13 protein-coding genes are annotated in these 17940 nt (G+C 72.0%); 10 read left to right on the top strand and 3 right to left on the bottom strand.

Features of this window, described 5'->3' with window-relative positions:
• The first annotated feature begins 6 nt into the window (after window positions 1-6).
• The 6 genes from ACFXAE_RS13410 (at window position 7) to ACFXAE_RS13385 (ending at window position 7394) form a co-directional block, all read left to right on the top strand.
• Window positions 7-1116, top strand: a complete 1110-nt coding sequence (locus tag ACFXAE_RS13410; RefSeq protein ID WP_384712694.1) for a substrate-binding domain-containing protein — start codon at window positions 7-9, stop codon at window positions 1114-1116.
• Window positions 1117-1235: 119 nt separating this feature from the next.
• Entirely contained in the window at window positions 1236-2567 is a 1332-nt protein-coding gene (locus ACFXAE_RS13405) for an extracellular solute-binding protein (RefSeq protein ID WP_384712691.1), read from the top strand.
• Between the two features lie 25 nt (window positions 2568-2592).
• Window positions 2593-3582: a carbohydrate ABC transporter permease gene (locus ACFXAE_RS13400; protein WP_384712688.1), complete on the top strand. Its 990-nt coding sequence runs from the start codon at window positions 2593-2595 to the stop codon at window positions 3580-3582.
• Window positions 3579-4442, top strand: coding sequence for a carbohydrate ABC transporter permease (locus tag ACFXAE_RS13395; RefSeq protein ID WP_384712685.1), 864 nt, complete (start codon window positions 3579-3581; stop codon window positions 4440-4442). The genes ACFXAE_RS13400 and ACFXAE_RS13395 overlap by 4 nt, the downstream gene beginning before the upstream one ends.
• Before the next feature lie 31 nt (window positions 4443-4473).
• Window positions 4474-5499, top strand: coding sequence for a hydroxyacid dehydrogenase (locus ACFXAE_RS13390; RefSeq protein ID WP_384712682.1), 1026 nt, complete (start codon window positions 4474-4476; stop codon window positions 5497-5499).
• On the top strand, window positions 5496-7394 hold the full coding sequence (locus ACFXAE_RS13385; RefSeq protein WP_384712679.1) for a DUF2264 domain-containing protein: 1899 nt from the start codon (window positions 5496-5498) through the stop codon (window positions 7392-7394). Before ACFXAE_RS13390 ends, ACFXAE_RS13385 begins: the two co-directional genes overlap by 4 nt.
• Window positions 7395-7409: 15 nt before the next feature.
• Here the strand turns inward: ACFXAE_RS13385 and ACFXAE_RS13380 are convergent, their stop codons facing one another.
• On the bottom strand, window positions 7410-8156 hold the full coding sequence (locus ACFXAE_RS13380; protein ID WP_384712677.1) for a hypothetical protein: 747 nt from the start codon (window positions 8154-8156) through the stop codon (window positions 7410-7412).
• A 306-nt stretch (window positions 8157-8462) separates the two neighbouring features.
• Here ACFXAE_RS13380 and ACFXAE_RS13375 point away from each other — a divergent pair, with 306 nt between their 5' ends.
• Together ACFXAE_RS13375 and ACFXAE_RS13370 are read left to right on the top strand one after the other, a co-directional pair.
• The gene (locus ACFXAE_RS13375; protein WP_384712675.1) at window positions 8463-11843 is read left to right on the top strand and encodes a CARDB domain-containing protein; all 3381 of its coding nucleotides are present in this window, start codon (window positions 8463-8465) and stop codon (window positions 11841-11843) included.
• A gap of 173 nt (window positions 11844-12016) precedes the next feature.
• Window positions 12017-12877 (top strand): L,D-transpeptidase family protein, encoded by an 861-nt coding sequence (locus ACFXAE_RS13370; RefSeq protein WP_384712672.1) that lies wholly within the window; start codon window positions 12017-12019, stop codon window positions 12875-12877.
• A gap of 105 nt (window positions 12878-12982) precedes the next feature.
• Here ACFXAE_RS13370 and ACFXAE_RS13365 read toward each other — a convergent pair whose 3' ends face one another.
• Both ACFXAE_RS13365 and ACFXAE_RS13360 read right to left on the bottom strand, forming a co-directional pair.
• Window positions 12983-13996: an MASE1 domain-containing protein gene (locus tag ACFXAE_RS13365; RefSeq protein WP_384712669.1), complete on the bottom strand. Its 1014-nt coding sequence runs from the start codon at window positions 13994-13996 to the stop codon at window positions 12983-12985.
• Between the two features lie 51 nt (window positions 13997-14047).
• A complete protein-coding gene (locus tag ACFXAE_RS13360; RefSeq protein ID WP_384712666.1) occupies window positions 14048-14878 on the bottom strand; it encodes a PP2C family protein-serine/threonine phosphatase in 831 nt (276 codons plus the stop codon).
• Between the two features lie 130 nt (window positions 14879-15008).
• Here ACFXAE_RS13360 and ACFXAE_RS13355 point away from each other — a divergent pair, with 130 nt between their 5' ends.
• On the top strand, window positions 15009-15359 hold the full coding sequence (locus tag ACFXAE_RS13355) for a hypothetical protein (RefSeq protein ID WP_384712664.1): 351 nt from the start codon (window positions 15009-15011) through the stop codon (window positions 15357-15359).
• Between the two features lie 525 nt (window positions 15360-15884).
• Window positions 15885-17936: a discoidin domain-containing protein gene (locus tag ACFXAE_RS13350; protein ID WP_384712661.1), complete on the top strand. Its 2052-nt coding sequence runs from the start codon at window positions 15885-15887 to the stop codon at window positions 17934-17936.
• Window positions 17937-17940 lie beyond the last annotated feature (4 nt).

Below are 17940 nucleotides of genomic sequence, written 5' to 3'. Positions count from 1 at the left end.
GGCCTCATGCGGGAGCCGGTCGAGCTCAGGAGGCAGCGGATCCTGGCGGCCGTCGAGTCCCGGGGGTCGGCGCGGGTGAGTGACCTCGCCGCCGAACTCCAGGTGTCGGTGGTGACGGTACGGCGGGACGTGGAGGAGCTGGCGCAGGAGGGCCGGCTGCGGCGCGGCCACGGCGTCGTGCGCTCCGCCCTCGCCGCCCAGGACCTGCCGACGGCCCCGGCGCCGGACGGCGAGGCGGTGGCCGTCGTCGTCCCGGAGCGGCACAGCTACCTGTACGAGTCGCTGCACGGCGCCCGCTCGGTGCTCGAAGCGGCCGGCAAGCGGATCGCGCTGCACATCGCGCCGCAGGTGGCCGGCGCCGAGCGGCCGCTGGTGGAGCGGGCCCTCGCGGACGGCGCCGCGGGTCTGCTGCTGGCCCCCCGCTGGCGCACCCGGGCCGACGAGGAGGGCGACTACGGCTGGCTCGCCGCGCTGGACGTGCCCGCGGTGCTGATGGAGCGGCGCCCCCGGCCGGGCAGCGCGCTGCACGCGATGGACTCGGTCTGCTCCGACCACGCCTACGGTGTCCATCTCGCCGTGCAGCACCTGGTGGGGCTCGGTCACCGGCGGATCGTGTTCGCCACCCGCGACGACAGCCCCACCGCGCGCACCCTGCGGTCCGCGTGCGCGCGGATCGCCGACGCGCATCCGCTGGTGGAGAAGTGGGCGTGGACGCTGTGCGCCCCGGAGGCCGGTCACGACGGGCCGTACACGGCTCAGGAGACGGCGGAGCTGCCCGCGCTGCTGCGCGAGGTGGGGGCCACGGCGGCGGTGCTGCACGGGGACGTGGACGCGCTGATGCTCGTACAGCGGCTGGCGGACAGCGGCGTACGCGTGCCGGAGGACTGCTCGGTCGTGGCGTACGACGACGTGGTGGCCGGACTCGGGACCACGCCGCTGACGGCCGTCGCCCCGCCCAAGGCCGACGTCGGCCGGGCAGCGGCGGAGCTGCTGCTCCAGCGGCTCGCCGCACCGCACGGCGCCGGGGGACCGGTGCTGCGGACCGAACTGCTGCCGGCGCTGAGCGTGCGCGGATCGACCCGGGCACGGGCCGGCACCGCCGGACAACACGCATGAGCGTTTGAACGTTTTATTTTCTTCTGATCGATCTATTGACCGTTTGCCGGTCGGGCGTTGAGGATTCCCGTGTCCCGAACAGCCGTGTCCCCGGACACGCAGGAGCCGCGGGAGGCACCATGCCCGGACGACCCAGCCGTCGGTCCGTGCTCGCCGCGATGGCCGCCGCACCGCTGACAGGAGCCGTGAGCGCCTGCAGCGGGGAGAACGGTGCCTCGTCGGCGCGCACGGGCACCACCACGCGCATCACCTTCTGGTCCGCCCTGCGCGGCAGCCAGGAGGTGGTCGACGCGTTCAACCGCACCCACCGGACCGTCCGGGTGGAGTTCCAGCAGATCCCCTCCGGCGGGCAGGGCGGCTACGCCAAGCTGAGCAACGCCGCCCGGGCCGGCAACGCCCCCGACGTCGCCACCATCGAGTACCCGCAGGTCCCCGGGTACGCCATCGACGGCGTCGCCCGCGACATCACCGACCTGGTCGGCGAGCGCCTGCGCCGCAAGCTGCTGCCGCAGGCGCTCGGGCTGACCACCTTCGAGGGCCGGGTGTTCAGCGTGCCGCTGGACGTCGAGCCGATGGTGATGCACTACCGCGCCGATCTGTTCGACCACTACGGGCTGCGGGTCGCCCGCACCTGGGACGAGTACGCCGAACAGGCCGCGACCGTCCGCCGCAAGGCGCCCGACCGGCGGCTGGTGCTGTTCCCCACCGACGGCATGACCCAGTTCGCCGCGTACGCCTGGCAGGCCGGCGCCCAGTGGTTCGACACCTCGCGCGGCGCCTGGAACGTCTCCCTCGCGGACGCGCCCTCCCGGCGGGTCGCCGACTACTGGCAGCGGCTCATCGACCGCGACGACGTCTTCGTGAACGCCGTCGAGAGCCGGCAGGCGGACGCCCAGATCGGCAACGGCCTCGTCCTCACCCGCCTCAGCGGTGCCTGGGACGCGGGCGCGCAGATGAACGCGCGGCCCGGGCAGAAGGGTCAATGGCGGATCGCGCCGCTGCCGCAGTGGGACACCGGCGGCCCGTCCGCCGGTACGCACGGCGGCTCGACCTTCGCGGTCACCAAGGACAGCCGGCACCCCGAGGCCGCCATGGAGTTCATCGAATGGCAGGTCTCCCACCCCGACGCCCTGCGCGCCCGCCTGTCCAGCGGCACCAGCAGCCAGTACCCGGCAGCGCCCGGCCTGGTCGCGGTGGGCCGCGACGCGTTCGACCGGTCGTACTACGGCGGACAGGACATCTACACCCTGTTCGAGCAGGAGGCCGAGAAGATCGGCGAGAACTGGCTGTGGGGACCGCGGATGAGCGCGACCCAGAAGGTCATGCAGGACTCCTTCGCCCGTGTCGGCGGCGGCCAGGGCACCCTCGTCGATTCCCTGCGCACCGCCCAGGAGGGCACCATGCCCGACCTCAAGGCCCTGGGCCTGTCCACCACCCAGCACAGCACCTGAGCCGACGAAAGGCAGGTGACACCCCATGACCACGACCACCCACCCACGGGTGCCGGCCGGCGCGACCCGCGCCACCTCTCCGGCACCCTCCGCCTCGGGCCTGCGCGCCCGTAGAGCGGCCAAGCGCAGGCAACTGACCGCGTGCGGCGTCCTCATGACGCCGTTCTTCGCCCTGCTGGTCACCGTCTTCCTGATCCCCGTCGGCACCGCCGTCCACCTCAGCTTCTTCAGTGACGACCAGCCCGGCCTCGGCTTCGGCCCCGAGCGCACGATCTTCGTCGGACTGCGCTCCTACGCAGCCGTCCTGACCGACCCCACCTTCCTCGGCGGGCTCGGCACCGTCGCCCTGTACTGCCTGATCTACATCCCGCTCATGGTCGTCGGCGCGCTCGCGCTCGCCCTGCTGCTGGACTCCGGTGCGGTCCGGCTGCGCGCCTTCGCCCAGCTCGGCCTGTTCCTGCCGCACGCGGTGCCCGGCATCATCGCGGCCCTGATCTGGCTGTACCTCTACACGCCCGGCATCAGCCCGGTGATCGAACTGTTCGCCGAGGCGGACGTCACCATCGACTTCCTCGGCATCCACACGGTCGTCCCGTCCATCGTGAACATCGCCCTGTGGAGCAACCTCGGCTACAACATGGTGGTCTTCTACGCCGCGCTGCAGGCCGTGCCCCGCGAGGTGATCGAGGCCTCCGTGGTGGACGGCGCGGGACCGGTGCGCACGGCGCTCCAGGTCAAGACGCCGCTGGTGCGCGCCTCCATCGTGATGGTCGCGATCTTCACCCTGATCTGGGCGCTCCAGCTCTTCACCGAGCCCATGCTGCTCAGCCAGTCCTCGCCCATGATCAGCGCCCGGTTCTCGCCGAGCATGTACATCTACGACGCGGCCTTCACCCGCAACAACTACAGTCTCGCGGCGGCCGCCTCGGTCGTCCTGCTCGTCTGCACGATCGCCCTGTCCTACGGCGTCACCCGCTTCACCAGCCGCGCCGACGTCTCGGAGGAGGCCCGATGAGCGCCGCCGACAGCTCCCTGCTCCGCCCGAAGCTGCTGGGCCGTGCCACGGTCAACGCGGTGGTCGCGATCTCCGTCCTCTACACGCTGCTGCCCGTGCTGTGGCTGGTACTGGCCGCCTCGAAGAACCGCGACGCGCTGTTCAGCAGCGACCTGCTGTCCCTGAGCGACTTCTCCTTCCTGCGGAACCTCGAGGACCTGTTCGCCATGGACGGCGGGCTGTACGGCCGCTGGTACGTCAACAGCCTGCTGTACGCGGTCCTCGGCGCCGCCCTCGGCGCGCTGGTGAGCGTCGCCTGCGGCTACGCCTTCGACAAGTACCGCTTCCGGCACAAGGAGAAGCTGTTCGGCCTGGTGCTCGCGGCGGTCATGGTGCCGCAGACGGTGCTCGCGCTGCCCCTGTACCTGATGGCCTCCGGGACCGGCCTGGTCAACACCTTCTGGGCGGTGTTCATCCCGGTCCTGTTCAACCCGTTCGGCGTGTACCTCGGCCGCGTCTTCAGCCGGGGCTATGTGCCCGACGAGGTGCTGGAGGCGGCGCGGGTGGACGGGGCCGGAGAGCTGACCACCTACGCCCGGGTGGCGCTCAGGATGCTCGGCCCCGGCCTGATCACCGTCTTCCTCTTCCAGCTGACCGCGATCTGGAACAACTTCTTCCTGCCCATGGTGATGCTGTCCGACCAGGACCTGTATCCCGTCAGCCTCGGCCTGTACCAGTGGAACAGCTCCGCGTCGGTCTCGCCGGAGTACTACCCCGTCGTCATCATGGGGTCACTGCTCGCCGTGCTGCCGCTCATCCTCGCCTTCACCCTGCTCCAGCGCTTCTGGCGCAGCGGTCTGACCGCCGGCGCCGTGAAGTGACCCCGCCCGCACAAGGAGTTCCGCCGCCACCATGACCGAGTCCACGCCCGGCCCCCGCCCCCGCGCCGCACTGGCCATGTCCCCGGACGTCGCCTCGGCGGTCCTCGACGCCGAGTCGCTCGCGGCCCTCGCCACGCTGTGCGACCTCGCACCGCTCCCGGTCCTGGACGACCTGACCACGTCCCGCGCCCGCACCGTGCTCGCCGACGTCGACCTGCTGGTCACCGGCTGGGGCTGCCCGCCCCTGGACGTGGACGTGCTGCGCGCGGCACCCCGGCTGCGGGCCGTCGTGCACACCGCGGGCAGCGTACGCGGCCATGTCACCGACGCCTGCTGGGAACGCGGCATCGAGGTGTCCTCCGCCGCCGCGGCCAACGCCGTCCCGGTCGCCGAGTACACCCTCGCCATGATCCTGCTCACCGCCAAGCGGGCCCTGGAGAGCGCGCGCGACTACCGCGCCTCCCGCACCCGGCCGGACTGGCTGCGCACCGCCCGTTCGGTCGGCAGCCACCGCCGTACCGTCGGCGTCCTGTCGGCCTCCCTCATCGGCCGCCGGGTCATCGACCTGCTGCGCCCGCACGACGTCGACGTGCTGCTGTACGACCCGTTCGTCGACGAGGCCGGGGCGAAGGAACTCGGCGTGCGGCGCGTCGGGTTGGCGGAGCTGTTCCGGCGCAGCGACACGGTCAGCGTGCACACCCCGCTGCTGCCCGAGACCCGCTCACTGGTCGGCCGTGAACTGATCGACGCCATGCGCCCCGACGCCGTCCTGATCAACACCGCGCGCGGCGCGGTCCTCGACCAGGACGCGCTCACCGACGCCGTGCTGGCCGGCCGCATCCGCGCCGTGCTCGACGTGACCGATCCCGAAGTCCTGCCGCCCGGGCACCCGTTGTGGGAGTGCGACAACGTGCTCCTCACCCCCCACCTCGCCGGCTCCCAGGGCAACGAGTGGCGCCGGCTGGCCGATCTCGCCCTCTCCGAGATCGCGCGCTGGGCCTCCGGCGAGGGCTTCCTCCACTCCGTACGACGCGAAAGGCTGGCCTTCCTGGCATGAGCGACCCCTTCGAACTGCCCGCCGACGACCACGACATCAGCCCCCGCACCGGTTACACCCGCGCCCACTGGGAAGCCGTGGCGGACGGGCTTCTCACGGCGGCCTGGCGTTGGAGCACCCCCGGCTGCGCGCTGCTGGACCTGCCGGGACGCCCCTCCCGCTCGGGAGTGCGCTCCGACGGACTCGAAGGCTATGCCAGGACGTTCCTCGCCGCCGCCTTCCGCGTCGCGGGCGCGGGCGGGGACGACCCCCACGGCCTGCTGGAGCGGTACGCGAACGGACTCGCCGCCGGCACCCTCACCCCGGGCCGCGACGACACCGAGTCGTGGCCGCTGATCCTCGACCACGACGTGCAGGGCCAGCCGATGGTCGAGTCGGCGTCGGTCGCGCTCGGACTGCGGCTGACCGCGCCCTGGCTGTGGAGGCGGCTCGACCCCGGCGTGCAGGACCGTGCGGAGGAGTGGCTGCGGGGCGCGCTGCGGCACACCCCGGCACCCAACAACTGGTACCTCTTCCCGTACACGGTCGCCGGTTTCCTGGAGTCCGTCGGGCGCGGCGACGCCGAGACGGCGGCGGCCCGGCAGCGGGCGCTGGAACTGCTGGAGAACTGGTACCGGGGCGACGGCTGGTACGCCGACGGGGACGGACGTGCCTTCGACCACTACAACGGCTGGGCCCTGCACCTGTACCCGGTCCTCGACGCCCATCTCGCGGGCGAGAAGGAGGAGTCGGCCCACCATGGCGAACGGCTGCGCACCCATCTGGAGGGCTTCGCCCTGATGTTCGGCGCGGACGGGGCGCCGCTGCACTTCGGCCGGTCACTGACGTACCGCTTCGCCGCCTCGGCGGCCGTCGCGCTGGGCGCCGTCACCGGCCACACCCCGCTGACCCCGGGCGCCTCCCGCCGCATCGCCAGCGGCAGCCTGCGCCACTTCCTGGACCGGGGCGCACTGACCGCCGACGGCCTGCTCGGCTGCGGCTGGTACGGCCCGCACGAGGCCAGTACGCAGAGCTACTCCGGCCCGGCGTCACCGTACTGGGCGTCGAAGGCCTTCATCGCGCTGCTCGCCCCCGCCGGCCACGACTTCTGGACGGCCCGCGAGGAGCCGGCACCGGTGGAGGAGTCCGACCGCGTGCTGGCGCTGCCGGCGCCGGGACTGCTCGTCCAGGCGACGCGGGCCGACGGGATCGTACGGCTGCACAACCACGGCAGCGACCATGTGCGCCCGCACGAGGGCGAGACGGCGGCCGAGGACGACCCGCACTACGGGCGCCAGGCCTACTCCACCCGCACCGGCCCCACCGCACCCGGGAACGTCGCCGACAACCACCTGTCGGTGGAGACCGGTGGCCGGCCCAGTGTGCGCCGCCGCATCCACCCCCTGGGGGCGGGACACGGCGACGGCTGGGGCTGGGCGGCGTCGTGGCACCGGCCCGTGTTCACCGGCGGTCCGCCGATGGTCCCGGGCCTGCGGGTGGAGAGCGTGACGGTGGCACTCGGCCGCCACGAGCTGCGCGTGCACCGCGTCGTGGGGGCGCCGGAGGGAGCCCGGCTCACCCACACCGGCTGGGCCACCGGCCCCGAGGAGCCGCTGACCTCCGCCCTGTACGGCCTGCACGGCTGGGACGACCCGTCCCCCGGCCCGGTCCGAGCCCCCCAGGGCACGGCCTGGACCCGCTGGGCCCACGTCCCGCGCCTCACCGGCAGCTGTGCGGGCACCTCCGTGCACATCAGTCTGGCTTCTCTCACGGCGGACGCGGACGCCGCGCCCCTGTCGGAGGCCGTCGAAGAGGTCCGGGTGGACGACGGGACGGTCGAGGTCGACTGGGCCGGCGGTACGGCCCGTACCCGGATCACCTTCGAGCCGGTGGCGGTGCGTCACACGGAGCGGTGAGCGGCCGGGACGGCGTCAGGACCGCGCGTCGGCGTCGGTCTTCGGGGCCTGCCCGGTGCCGTCAGGCGTGGTGTAGAAGACCGACGAGCCCTGCTTGGTGCGCTGGGCCTGGTTGCGGGCGACGAGGCCCTCCAGGGTGCTGCGCACGACCGTGGTCTTGACGGCGCGCTCGGGGTGGGCCTGCCCGAGCGCGCCGGCGACCTCCGCCGCCGAGCGGGGCTCGCTCTGCTCACCCAGGTGCCGGCGGACGAGTTCGACCAGCTTGGGGCCGTCCGCCTTGGGCCTTTCCGTCTTCGCGGCGGGCGGCTTGCGCGTGGACTTCCCCGACGGGGCGGACTTCCCCGACGTGGTGCGCGCGGCCGTCTTCCTCGCCCGCTTCGGCTTCTCCACGCCCGACTCGGCTCCGCCCGACTCGGCCCCTGACTGGGCACGGCCCCTCTTGCGCGGCGCCGGCACGGTCGCACCGCCCGGCACCGTGTCGGCCTCCGGCGCGTCCACGGCCTCCGGCGTGCCAGCCGGCTGCGACGTGCCCACGGCCTCGGACGTACCCACGGCCTCGGCGGGCGCGGAGGCGAGGCCCAGCGCCTGCCGCATGTTCACCAGAAGGGTGTGGTCGTGCTGAAGCACGGTCAACTGCTCCTGCAGCGCGGCGATCTCCGCGGTGACCCGCTCCTGCTCCTTGACGTTGCGCTCCAGATCACCCGCGACCTGAGCGGAGTACTGGGACGTGAGGTCGGTGGCCGCGGTCGAGTTCTCGGACATGGCGGTGCCCCTTTCTGCCTGTTGGTTCCCCCGGTGGCCAGCCATGGTACGGCCGAGCGCGGTTGACCGTTTCTTCTGCGCGGTCATCGGTTGACGTTCTCACGCGGCACGGGGGACGGCACGCCCCCAGGGACGTTGTGTGCATGTCATTGACAAGAGGGGCGCGAGCCGGAAGCTTCAATCCGGAAGTCGCAAGAAATGAACTCTCCAACGCAAAACCCGTACTTGGTCATGGCAATCCATGGCAGGAGTACCGACTGCCTGGTTGGCCACCCGCCCCAGCACCCGCCGTGGAACGAGGACTTCATGAGACGGAAGCGTTTCGGCCTACGGACGATCACCGGCCTGCTCCTGGCCGGGCTGGTCGCCTTCGGCCTCCAGCCCGGTACGGCCACCGCCGCGTCGGAAGCGGTCCGTGGCCCCAACATGGCGCTCGGCAAGAGCGTCACGGCCGGCGGTTCCCACGCCGGTCACCCCGCTGCCAACGTGACCGACGGCAGCCGGCTGAGCTACTGGGAGGGCCCGGCAGGGGCCTTCCCGCAGTGGGTCCGCGTCGACCTCGGCGGCACCGTCGAGGCCGGGCAGGTCGTCCTCGAGCTGCCCACCGGCTGGGAGGCCCGCACCCAGACCCTCTCCGTGGAGGGCAGCACCGACGGCTCCGCCTTCACCGCGCTGTCCGGTTCCGCCGCCCACCGCTTCGACCCCGACGGAGGCAACACGGTCACCGTCGAGTTCCCCGCCCGCGACGTGCGCCACATCCGCGTCCGGGTGAGCGCCAACACCGGCTGGAACGCGGCCCAGTTGTCGGAGATCGAGGTCTACGGCGACGACGACGGCGACCCGGGGGAACCACCGGCCGACGGCGCCGACCTGGCGCTCGGCAAACCGATCGAAGCCTCCTCCGCAATTCACTCGTTCGTGGCGACCAACGCCAACGACGGGCAGCCGGGCACCTACTGGGAGTCCAACGGCCACCCCGCCACGCTCACGGTCGAGCTGGGCGCCAACGCGGACCTCGGCGGAGTCGTCGTCAAGCTCGACCCCGACGCCGTCTGGGCGAAACGGACGCAGAGCATCGAGGTCCTCGGCCGCGAACAGGCGTCGGGCACCTTCACCTCGCTGAAGGCCCGTGCCGACTACACCTTCGACCCCGGCGCGGGCGGCAACACCGTCACCATCCCGGTCACCGGCCGCTACGCCGACGTGCGACTGAGGTTCACGCACAACTCCAGCGGATACGGCGCACAGGTCGCCGAGTTGCAGGTCATGGGAACCGCCGCGCCAAACCCGGACCTGATCGTCTCCGACCTCTCGTGGACGCCCGTGTCACCCACCGAGACGAACGCCGTCACCGTCCGCGCGACCGTGCGCAACGCCGGGACGGCCGCGTCCGCCGCCGCCACCGCCGACATCAGCCTGGAGGGCACCGTCGCGGGCAGCGCCCCCGTGGGAGCGCTCGCCGCGGGAGCCTCCACCACCGTCTCCGTGAACGTCGGCAAGCGAGCCCGGGGCAGTTACACCGTGTCCGCCGTGGTCGACCCCACCGGCACCGTCCCCGAGCTGGACGACACCAACAACAGCCGCATCGCCACCGGCAAGCTGACCGTGGACCGGAGCCCGGGCCCCGACCTGGAGGTCCGGAGCATCAGGACCGACCCGGCGAGTCCCGCCACGGGAGCGTCGGTGTCCTTCACCGTCACCGTGCACAACCGGGGCACCTCGGCGGCCCCCGCCGGCTCCGTGACCCGGCTCGCCGTCGGCGGCAGAACACTCGACGCGGCCACCGGGACGATCGCCGCGGGCGCCACCGCCGAGGTCGCCGTCAACGGCACCTGGACCGCCACCGGCGGCGCGAGCCTCCTCACCGCGACCGCGGACGCCACGGACACCGTCGACGAGACCGACGAGAACAACAACATCCTCACCCGCTCGATCGTGGTCGGCCGCGGCGCCGCCGTGCCGTACACCGAGTACGAGGCGGAGGACGGCACGTACCGGGGCACCCTCCTCACCGCCGACGCCAAGCGGACCTTCGGCCACACCAACTTCGCCACCGAGTCCTCCGGACGCAAGTCGGTCCGCCTCGACTCCACCGGTCAGTACGTCCAGTTCACCTCCGACAACCCGACCAACTCGATCGTCGTGCGCAACTCGATCCCGGACGCGCCGGGCGGGGGCGGCACCGAGGCCACCCTCAGCCTCTACGCCGACGGCGAGTTCGTGCAGAAGCTCGGCCTCAGCTCCAGGCACAGCTGGCTGTACGGCAACACCGACGCCCCCGAGGGGCTCACCAACACCCCGGGAAGCGACGCCCGCCGCCTGTTCGACGAGTCCCACGCACTGCTCGCCGCGACCTACCCGGCGGGCACCGTCTTCCGGCTCCAGCGCGACGCCGGTGACACCGCCGCCTTCTACGTCGTCGACCTGGTCGACCTGGAGCAGGTGGCACCGGCCGCCGACAAGCCGGCCGGATGCGTCTCCATCACCGAGTACGGGGCCGTCCCCAACGACGGCATCGACGACACCGACGCCCTCCAACGCGCCGTGACCGCCGACCAGAACGGGCGGATCGACTGCGTGTGGATCCCGCCGGGCCAGTGGCGCCAGGAACAGAAGATCCTCACCGACGACCCGCAGAACCGCGGCCAGTACAACCAGGTCGGCATCCGCGACGTCACCGTCCGCGGCGCCGGCATGTGGCACTCCCGGCTCCACACGCTGACGCCACCGCACCAGGCGGGCGGCATCAACCACCCCCACGAGGGAAACTTCGGCTTCGACATCGACGACAACACCCGGATCTCGGACATCGCCATCTTCGGCTCGGGCACCATCCGCGGCGGCGACGGCGGAGCCGAGGGCGGGGTCGGCCTCAACGGCCGGTTCGGCAAGAACACGAAGATCAGTAACGTGTGGATCGAACACGCCAACGTCGGTGTCTGGGCGGGCCGCGACTACAGCAACATCCCCGAGTTGTGGGGCCCGGCCGACGGACTGCGCTTCAGCGGCATGCGGATCCGCAACACCTACGCGGACGGCATCAACCTCGCCAACGGAACACGTAATTCCGAGGTGGAGAACTCGTCGTTCCGCAACACCGGCGACGACGCCCTCGCGGTATGGGCCAGCAAGTACGTCAAGGACCCGTCCGCCGACATCGGCCATGACAACCACTTCCGCAACAACACCGTCCAACTGCCCTGGCGCGCCAACGGCATCGCCGTCTACGGCGGTTACGGCAACACCATCGAGAACAACCTCATTTACGACACGATGAACTACCCCGGCATCATGCTGGCGACCGACCACGACCCGCTGCCCTTCTCCGGACAGACCCTCATCGCCGACAACGGCCTCCACCGCACCGGCGGCGCCTTCTGGAACGAGGACCAGGAGTTCGGGGCGATCACCCTGTTCGCCCAGGGACCGGACATCCCGGGTGTGGTCATCCGTGACACCGACATCCACGACTCGACCTACGACGGCATCCAGTTCAAGTCGGGCGGGGGAGCGGTGCCGGACGCCCGGATCTCGGGCGTCACCATCGACAGGTCCAACAACGGGTCCGGCATCCTCGCCATGGGCGGCGCCCGCGGCAGCGCCACGCTCACGGACGTCACCATCACCGGTTCGGCCGAAGGGGACGTGCTGATCGAACCCGGCTCACAGTTCGTGATCAACCGGTAGCGCCACCCCCGCGCGTTACTCCGTCCGGCGGGCCCGTACTCCACTCGGGGTGCGGGCCCGTCACCCGGACGGACCTCCCGCCGCGCTCTTCCCGGGCAGGGCAGACGGGGGACTTCGGCGGACTCGCGCGGGGAGCTGACGCGTTTCCGGGAAGTCGAAGTCAGGCTGAGGACATGGCTTCATCGATCGACTGCCCGCCCCGTCCGCGTCACCGTGCTCCGTACCGTGCCGGGCGGCGGGCCGGTGCCTCCGCCCGCGTGCGGGGCCGGGTGGCGCCGGCGGCCGTCGCCCTCGTGGTGCTGGCGACCCTGAGCGGATGCGGGGCGGGCACCGGAACCGCGGCGAGGGACGTCCCGGCGGGCGGCGCGCCCGGCACGGTCCACACCGCGCCCGGCGCCGCCGACACCGCACAGGGCCGGCCCGGCGCCGGAACGGAGACACGCCCGCCCGCCCGGATCCCCGGCCTCGGCCCCCGGACCCGGGCGTGGATTCCGGCGAACGCCCGCCAGGTGGTCGTCGTCACCGGCCGGGACAAGGACGCCAACCGCTCCCGGGTGGTGCTGTACCAGCACACCGGCTCCGGATGGGAGGGCGGACCGGAATGGCCCGCGCACAACGCCCTCAAGGGCTGGACCGACGACCACCGGGCGGGCGACCTCCGCTCACCCATCGGCGTGTTCACCCTCACCGACGCCGGGGGGCTGCTGCCCGATCCCGGCACCGAGCTGCCGTACGACCGGTCGGAGGGGTTCACGGCCGGCGGCACCGGCTTCGAGGGCGAACCGCTGGAAGGCTCCTTCGACTACGTCATCGCCATCGACTACAACCGGGAACCGGGCACGTCCCCGTTGGACCGGACCCGCCCGCTCGGTGCCGACCGGGGCGGCGGCATCTGGCTGCACGTCGACCACCAGGGGCCCACCCAGGGCTGCGTCAGTCTCTCGGAGCGCCACATGGAGGAACTCCTGCGCACTCTCGACCCCGACCGGCACCCGGTGATCGTCATGGGCGACGCCGACTCCCTGGGGGAGTGAGCGGCCCTTCCGGGCCTGGACGGGCCTCGTCCTCGAACGCCGGACGGGCTGGAATCAGCCCGTCCGGCATCCGAGGAGCGGGGCCCTGGGCGGGGGCGAGGAAAATCAGTCCGTGTTCCACGGCCGTCCGCCCTCGTCCCGCGGCGGCCGGGCCGCCGCCTCCCCCGCCGTCAGATGCTCCAGCACCTCGACCAGCTCCTGACAGGCCCGCTCCACGGAGCGCCGGGTATGGCGCTGCTCCGCGATCACGGCGGACAGCAGCAGCGCGGTCAGGGCCAACGCCCCGTTGAACGCATGAAGGTTGACCAGAACCTCCACTTCGGTCAGGCGCTCGAACGGTCCGACGCGGTCGGTCGCCGCGATGGTGGCCATGACGGACGCGAACAGGGCGCACACCATGCTGCCCCCGAGCTGGAACCGCAGGGCCGCCCAGATCAGCAGCGGGTAGATGACGAACAGCAGGCTGGCCCGGTTGTGCGTCGCCAGCGGTACGAGGACGCCCGCGATCACCGCCAGACCCACCGCCTCCCTCCACCTCGACCAGTGCACCGGTGCGCGCACGCGGTACAGGCGGTACAGCAGGAGCAGCAGCGGGGCGACGAGCAGCACGCCCATCGCGTCGCCCACCCACCACGCCAGCCACACCCTCCAGACGTCGCGCGCCGGCAGGTCGCCCGTGGCGACGAGAAGGCCGGCGCCTACGGACGAGCTGATGAGCATGGCCGCGAAGGCGCCGAGGAACACCAGATGGATACAGTCCCGTAATCGGGTGAGATCGGTGCGGAAGCCCACCTTGCGCAGCAGGAGGTAGCCGCACACCGGTGCGGCGGTGCTGCCGACGAGGACGCCCAGCGAGGACAGCCGCAGCGAGGTGAGGTGCATGAGGATCAGCAGGGAGCCGAGTGCGATGCCCACCCAGCAGCGCAGCCCGAAGATCAGCAGACAGGCGACGGCCACGCCCGTCGGCGACCAGACGGGCGAGACCACCGCATCGTCGATGTGGAGCTCGCGCAGCAGCCCCAGTCGTCCCCCCGCGTAGTAGCAGGCGGCGACGGCCAGCGTCTCCAGCACGAAGACGGCCGGTGCGCGAAGATCCTGGCGAGCCACCACACAAGCCATCAGACACCGAGGCCGCCGCGTCGGCGAGGTGAGACGCGCGGGCCTGCGGCCCTATGGCCGAGTGGCCAGTCCGTCGTGCCCGATCACCATGACGGCCGCGTCGTCGTCGTGTCCCACCCGCTCGGCCTGCTTGATCACGGCGGCGGCGAGCGCGTCCGTGTCCAGGCGTGCGACCGCGGCGACGCCCGCGAGCCGCACCACCTGGTCCAGTCCCTCGTCGAGGTGCATGGACGGGCCCTCCACGACCCCGTCGGTGAGCATCACGAAGACACCGCCCGTGTCGAGCCGGTAGCGGGTGACGGGATAGACCACCCCGTGCTGGACGCCCAGCGGAGGACCACCCTCGTCCTCGGTCACCCCGGACCGGCCGTCCGCGGTGGCCCACACACACGGCAGATGCCCGGCCCGCGCGCTCTCCAGCAGCCGGGTGGCCGGATCGAGCCGCATGAAGGTGCAGGTGGCGAAGAGGTCCGAGCTGAGGGACAACAGCAGTTCATTGGTCCGGGCGAGGAGCTCGCCCGGTTCGCTGTCGACGGAGGCGAGCGCCCGGAGCCCGACCCGGACCTGCCCCATGAAGGCGGCCGCCTCGATGTTGTGCCCCTGGACGTCACCGATCGACAGACCGATCCGGCCGTCGGACATGGTGAAGGCGTCGTACCAGTCACCGCCGACATTGAGACCCCGGTACGCGGGCGCGTACCGCACGGCCAGCCGCACCCCGTCGGCGACGGGCAGCCCTCTCGGCAGCATGCCGCGCTGCAGGGCGATGGCCAGTTCGACCCGGGAGCGTTGCACCTCGGCCTGCGCACGCGCCTGTGCCGTCAGCGTTCCGAGCCTGACCAGAAGCTCGTCGCCGTCGTCCGTGGAGCCGGTGCGGGACATGGATCACTCACTCGGGCGAGGACACCCGCGCACAGCAGCCGCCCTCGTTGGACGAAACTCTCCCTCGTATATGCAAAGGATGATAGTCAGAAGCGGTTCGGCCGGGCCAGTCCATGTCTAGGCTGTGCCCATGGAGCAGCGGGAGATCATGCAGCGGGGTGTGGGGATCCTGACCGAGGCCCTCGAGATGCGGCGGCGGCTCCGCGCGAACCCGGATGCCGATGTGACGGGGAGCGGAGCCGTCGCCCAGCTCCTGGAGGAGATGCTGCCGCGGATCCAGCTGCCGGCCGACGCGAGCGCGCGCGAGATGGCGGACATCGTCACCGAGAAGCTGGGCCCCGCCATCGTGCAGATCACCTCCGCGCTCACCCTCGCCTTCGTCCAGCTCGCCGAGATCCACGACGAGGGCCGCACCGACGTCTCCTCCACCGACGTCCTGCGCTCCATCTCCCTGCACTACGAGACGGGCGGCAAGGGGTAGTTCCGGCCGGCTGTCCCGTGCCGGGAGACAGCGCTCGAGCGGGTGCCCCGCCGGAGCCGGACGCGTTCCCGCCGGGGTCCCGGTACGTGGCCCTGCGGACGCCGTTCGCGCAGGTCTCCCGCCGTACGGGTTCGAGCCCTCGCGCGGCGATCCGGGCGACCCGGTCGTCGAAGTCGTCGACGAAGACGGTGCGCGGGGCGTGACCCGCGTGCTCGGGAGGGTGCTCCACGACGACCGGCCGGTGGTCCGCGAGCTCCCACACGGCCTCGGTGTCACTCGCCGCACAGGCCGGGGGAGAACCGGGCAGCCGCTCGCACCACACCGGGGCACCGGGGTGGCCGTCGGCCGGGAGGCCGGCGAAGAGGCCGGGAACCACAGGGCGATGCCGCGGTCCCGCGGCTTCCCGTGAGGGGCCCGAAGCGGACGGGTGACGCGCGCGCCCTTGACGCCGTACGCGCCAGTAGCGATCCTCGCCCCATATCTTTGCACCGGTCATGACAACTCCGTGACGGAGGGACGTGCGTAATGACCACGTACCGCACCCGACGACACCTCGGGGTCGTATCGCTGCTCCTCCTCGTGCTGGCCGCGGCCCTCGTGCCCACGTCCAGTTCCGCCGCCGGCGGCGACTGGTGGGATCCGGTCGCACGGCCCGCGCCCGACTCCGGGATCGGCGTCACCGGGGAGCCGTTCAAGGGCACGAACGCCGCGGGCGAGGTGCGCGGGTTCGTCGACGCGCACAACCACATCATGTCCAACGAGGCGTTCGGCGGCCGGCTCATCTGCGGTAAGGCCTTCTCCGCGAAGGGGATCGCCGACGCGCTCAAGGACTGCCCCGAGCACTACCCCGACGGTTCGCTCGCCCTCTTCGACTTCATCACGGGCGGCGGTGACGGCAGGCACGATCCGGTCGGCTGGCCCACCTTCAGGGACTGGCCCGCGCACGACTCCCTGACCCACCAGCAGAACTACTACGCCTGGATCGAACGCGCCTGGCGCGGCGGACAGCGGGTGCTGGTCAACGACCTCGTCACCAACGGCGTGATCTGCTCCGTGTACTTCTTCAAGGACCGCGGCTGCGACGAGATGACGTCCATCCGGCTGCAGGCGAAGCTGACGTACGACCTGCAGGCCCACATCGACGGGATGTACGGCGGGCCGGGCAAGGGCTGGTTCCGGATCGTCACCGACAGTGCGCAGGCCCGCGACGTCGTCGCACAGGGCAAGCTCGCGGTCGTCCTCGGCGTCGAGACCTCCGAACCGTTCGGGTGCAAACAGGTCCTGGACGTCGCGCAGTGCGACCGGGCCGACATCGACGCCGGACTGGACGAGCTGTACGCACTCGGCGTGCGCAGCATGTTCCTGTGCCACAAGTTCGACAACGCGCTGTGCGGGGTGCGCTTCGACGAGGGCGCGCTCGGCACCGCGATCAACGTCGGGCAGTTCCTGTCCACCGGTACCTTCTGGCGGACCGGGAAGTGCACCGGCCCGCAGGCCGACAATCCCATCGGCCTCGCCTCCGCACCCGGCGCCGAGAAGGAGCTCCCCGCGGGCGTCGAGGTCCCGTCGTACGACGAGGACGCGCGGTGCAACGTCCGCGGGCTCACCGAACTCGGCGAGTACGCCGTGCGCGGCATGATGGAACGCAACATGATGCTCGAGATCGACCACATGAGCGTCAGGGCCACCGGCCGGGTGCTCGACATCTTCGAGTCCGAGTCCTACCCCGGCGTGCTCTCGTCGCACAGCTGGATGGACCTGGACTGGACCGAGCGGGTCTACGGCCTCGGCGGGTTCGTCGCCCAGTACATGCACGGCTCGGAGGGCTTCGTCGCCGAGGCGGACCGCACCGGGGCACTGCGCGACGAGTACGGCGTCGGCTACGGCTACGGCACGGACATGAACGGCGTCGGCGGCTGGCCGGCCCCGCGCGGCGCGGACGCGCCCGACGCCGTCACCTATCCCTTCCGCAGCGTCGACGGCGGCTCCGTGCTCGACCGGCAGACCACCGGCGAGCGCACCTGGGACCTGAACACCGACGGAGCCGCGCACTACGGCCTCGTCCCCGACTGGATCGAGGACATCCGGCGCGTCGGCGGACAGCACGTGGTGGACGACCTCTTCAGGGGCGCCGAGTCCTACCTCGACACCTGGGGCGCCTCCGAGCGGCACCGGGCCGGGGTGAACCTCGCCGCCGGCGCACCCGCCACGGCCGGTTCGACGGAATGGAACCCGTTCACCGACTACGCGCCCGGCCGGGCCGTGGACGGCGACCGGGGCACCCGCTGGGCGAGCGACTGGAGCGACGACCAGTGGCTCCGCATCGACCTCGGCGCCACCCACCGGGTCGGGCGCGTCACCCTGGACTGGGAACGCGCGTACGGCACGGCGTACCGCGTCGACCTCTCCACCGACGGCACGAACTGGCGCACCGCCTGGTCCACCACCTCCGGCGACGGCGGGCTGGACACGGCCACGTTCGCCGCCTCACCGACCCGCCACGTGCGCGTGCGGTTCCTGGACCGGGGGACCGAGTGGGGGTACTCGCTCCGCGAGGTCGGCGTCCACGAGCGCTGACCCC

Origin of the sequence: Streptomyces sp. NPDC059454 (assembly GCF_042749965.1) — a bacterium.
In the GTDB taxonomy this organism is placed as follows: Bacteria; Actinomycetota; Actinomycetes; order Streptomycetales; family Streptomycetaceae; genus Streptomyces.
This window is presented reverse-complemented; position numbering and strand designations above follow the sequence as displayed.

What these genes read in the sequence shown, in the direction of transcription:
- ACFXAE_RS13410 (WP_384712694.1), top strand. Translation starts at nt 7, where the DNA reads ATGCGGGAGCCGGTCGAGCTCAGGAGGCAGCGGATCCTGGCGGCCGTC.
- ACFXAE_RS13405 (WP_384712691.1), top strand. Translation starts at nt 1,236, where the DNA reads ATGCCCGGACGACCCAGCCGTCGGTCCGTGCTCGCCGCGATGGCCGCC.
- ACFXAE_RS13400 (WP_384712688.1), top strand. Translation starts at nt 2,593, where the DNA reads ATGACCACGACCACCCACCCACGGGTGCCGGCCGGCGCGACCCGCGCC.
- ACFXAE_RS13395 (WP_384712685.1), top strand. Translation starts at nt 3,579, where the DNA reads ATGAGCGCCGCCGACAGCTCCCTGCTCCGCCCGAAGCTGCTGGGCCGT.
- ACFXAE_RS13390 (WP_384712682.1), top strand. Translation starts at nt 4,474, where the DNA reads ATGACCGAGTCCACGCCCGGCCCCCGCCCCCGCGCCGCACTGGCCATG.
- ACFXAE_RS13385 (WP_384712679.1), top strand. Translation starts at nt 5,496, where the DNA reads ATGAGCGACCCCTTCGAACTGCCCGCCGACGACCACGACATCAGCCCC.
- ACFXAE_RS13380 (WP_384712677.1), bottom strand. Translation starts at nt 8,156, where the DNA reads ATGTCCGAGAACTCGACCGCGGCCACCGACCTCACGTCCCAGTACTCC.
- ACFXAE_RS13375 (WP_384712675.1), top strand. Translation starts at nt 8,463, where the DNA reads ATGAGACGGAAGCGTTTCGGCCTACGGACGATCACCGGCCTGCTCCTG.
- ACFXAE_RS13370 (WP_384712672.1), top strand. Translation starts at nt 12,017, where the DNA reads ATGGCTTCATCGATCGACTGCCCGCCCCGTCCGCGTCACCGTGCTCCG.
- ACFXAE_RS13365 (WP_384712669.1), bottom strand. Translation starts at nt 13,996, where the DNA reads ATGGCTTGTGTGGTGGCTCGCCAGGATCTTCGCGCACCGGCCGTCTTC.
- ACFXAE_RS13360 (WP_384712666.1), bottom strand. Translation starts at nt 14,878, where the DNA reads ATGTCCCGCACCGGCTCCACGGACGACGGCGACGAGCTTCTGGTCAGG.
- ACFXAE_RS13355 (WP_384712664.1), top strand. Translation starts at nt 15,009, where the DNA reads ATGGAGCAGCGGGAGATCATGCAGCGGGGTGTGGGGATCCTGACCGAG.
- ACFXAE_RS13350 (WP_384712661.1), top strand. Translation starts at nt 15,885, where the DNA reads ATGACCACGTACCGCACCCGACGACACCTCGGGGTCGTATCGCTGCTC.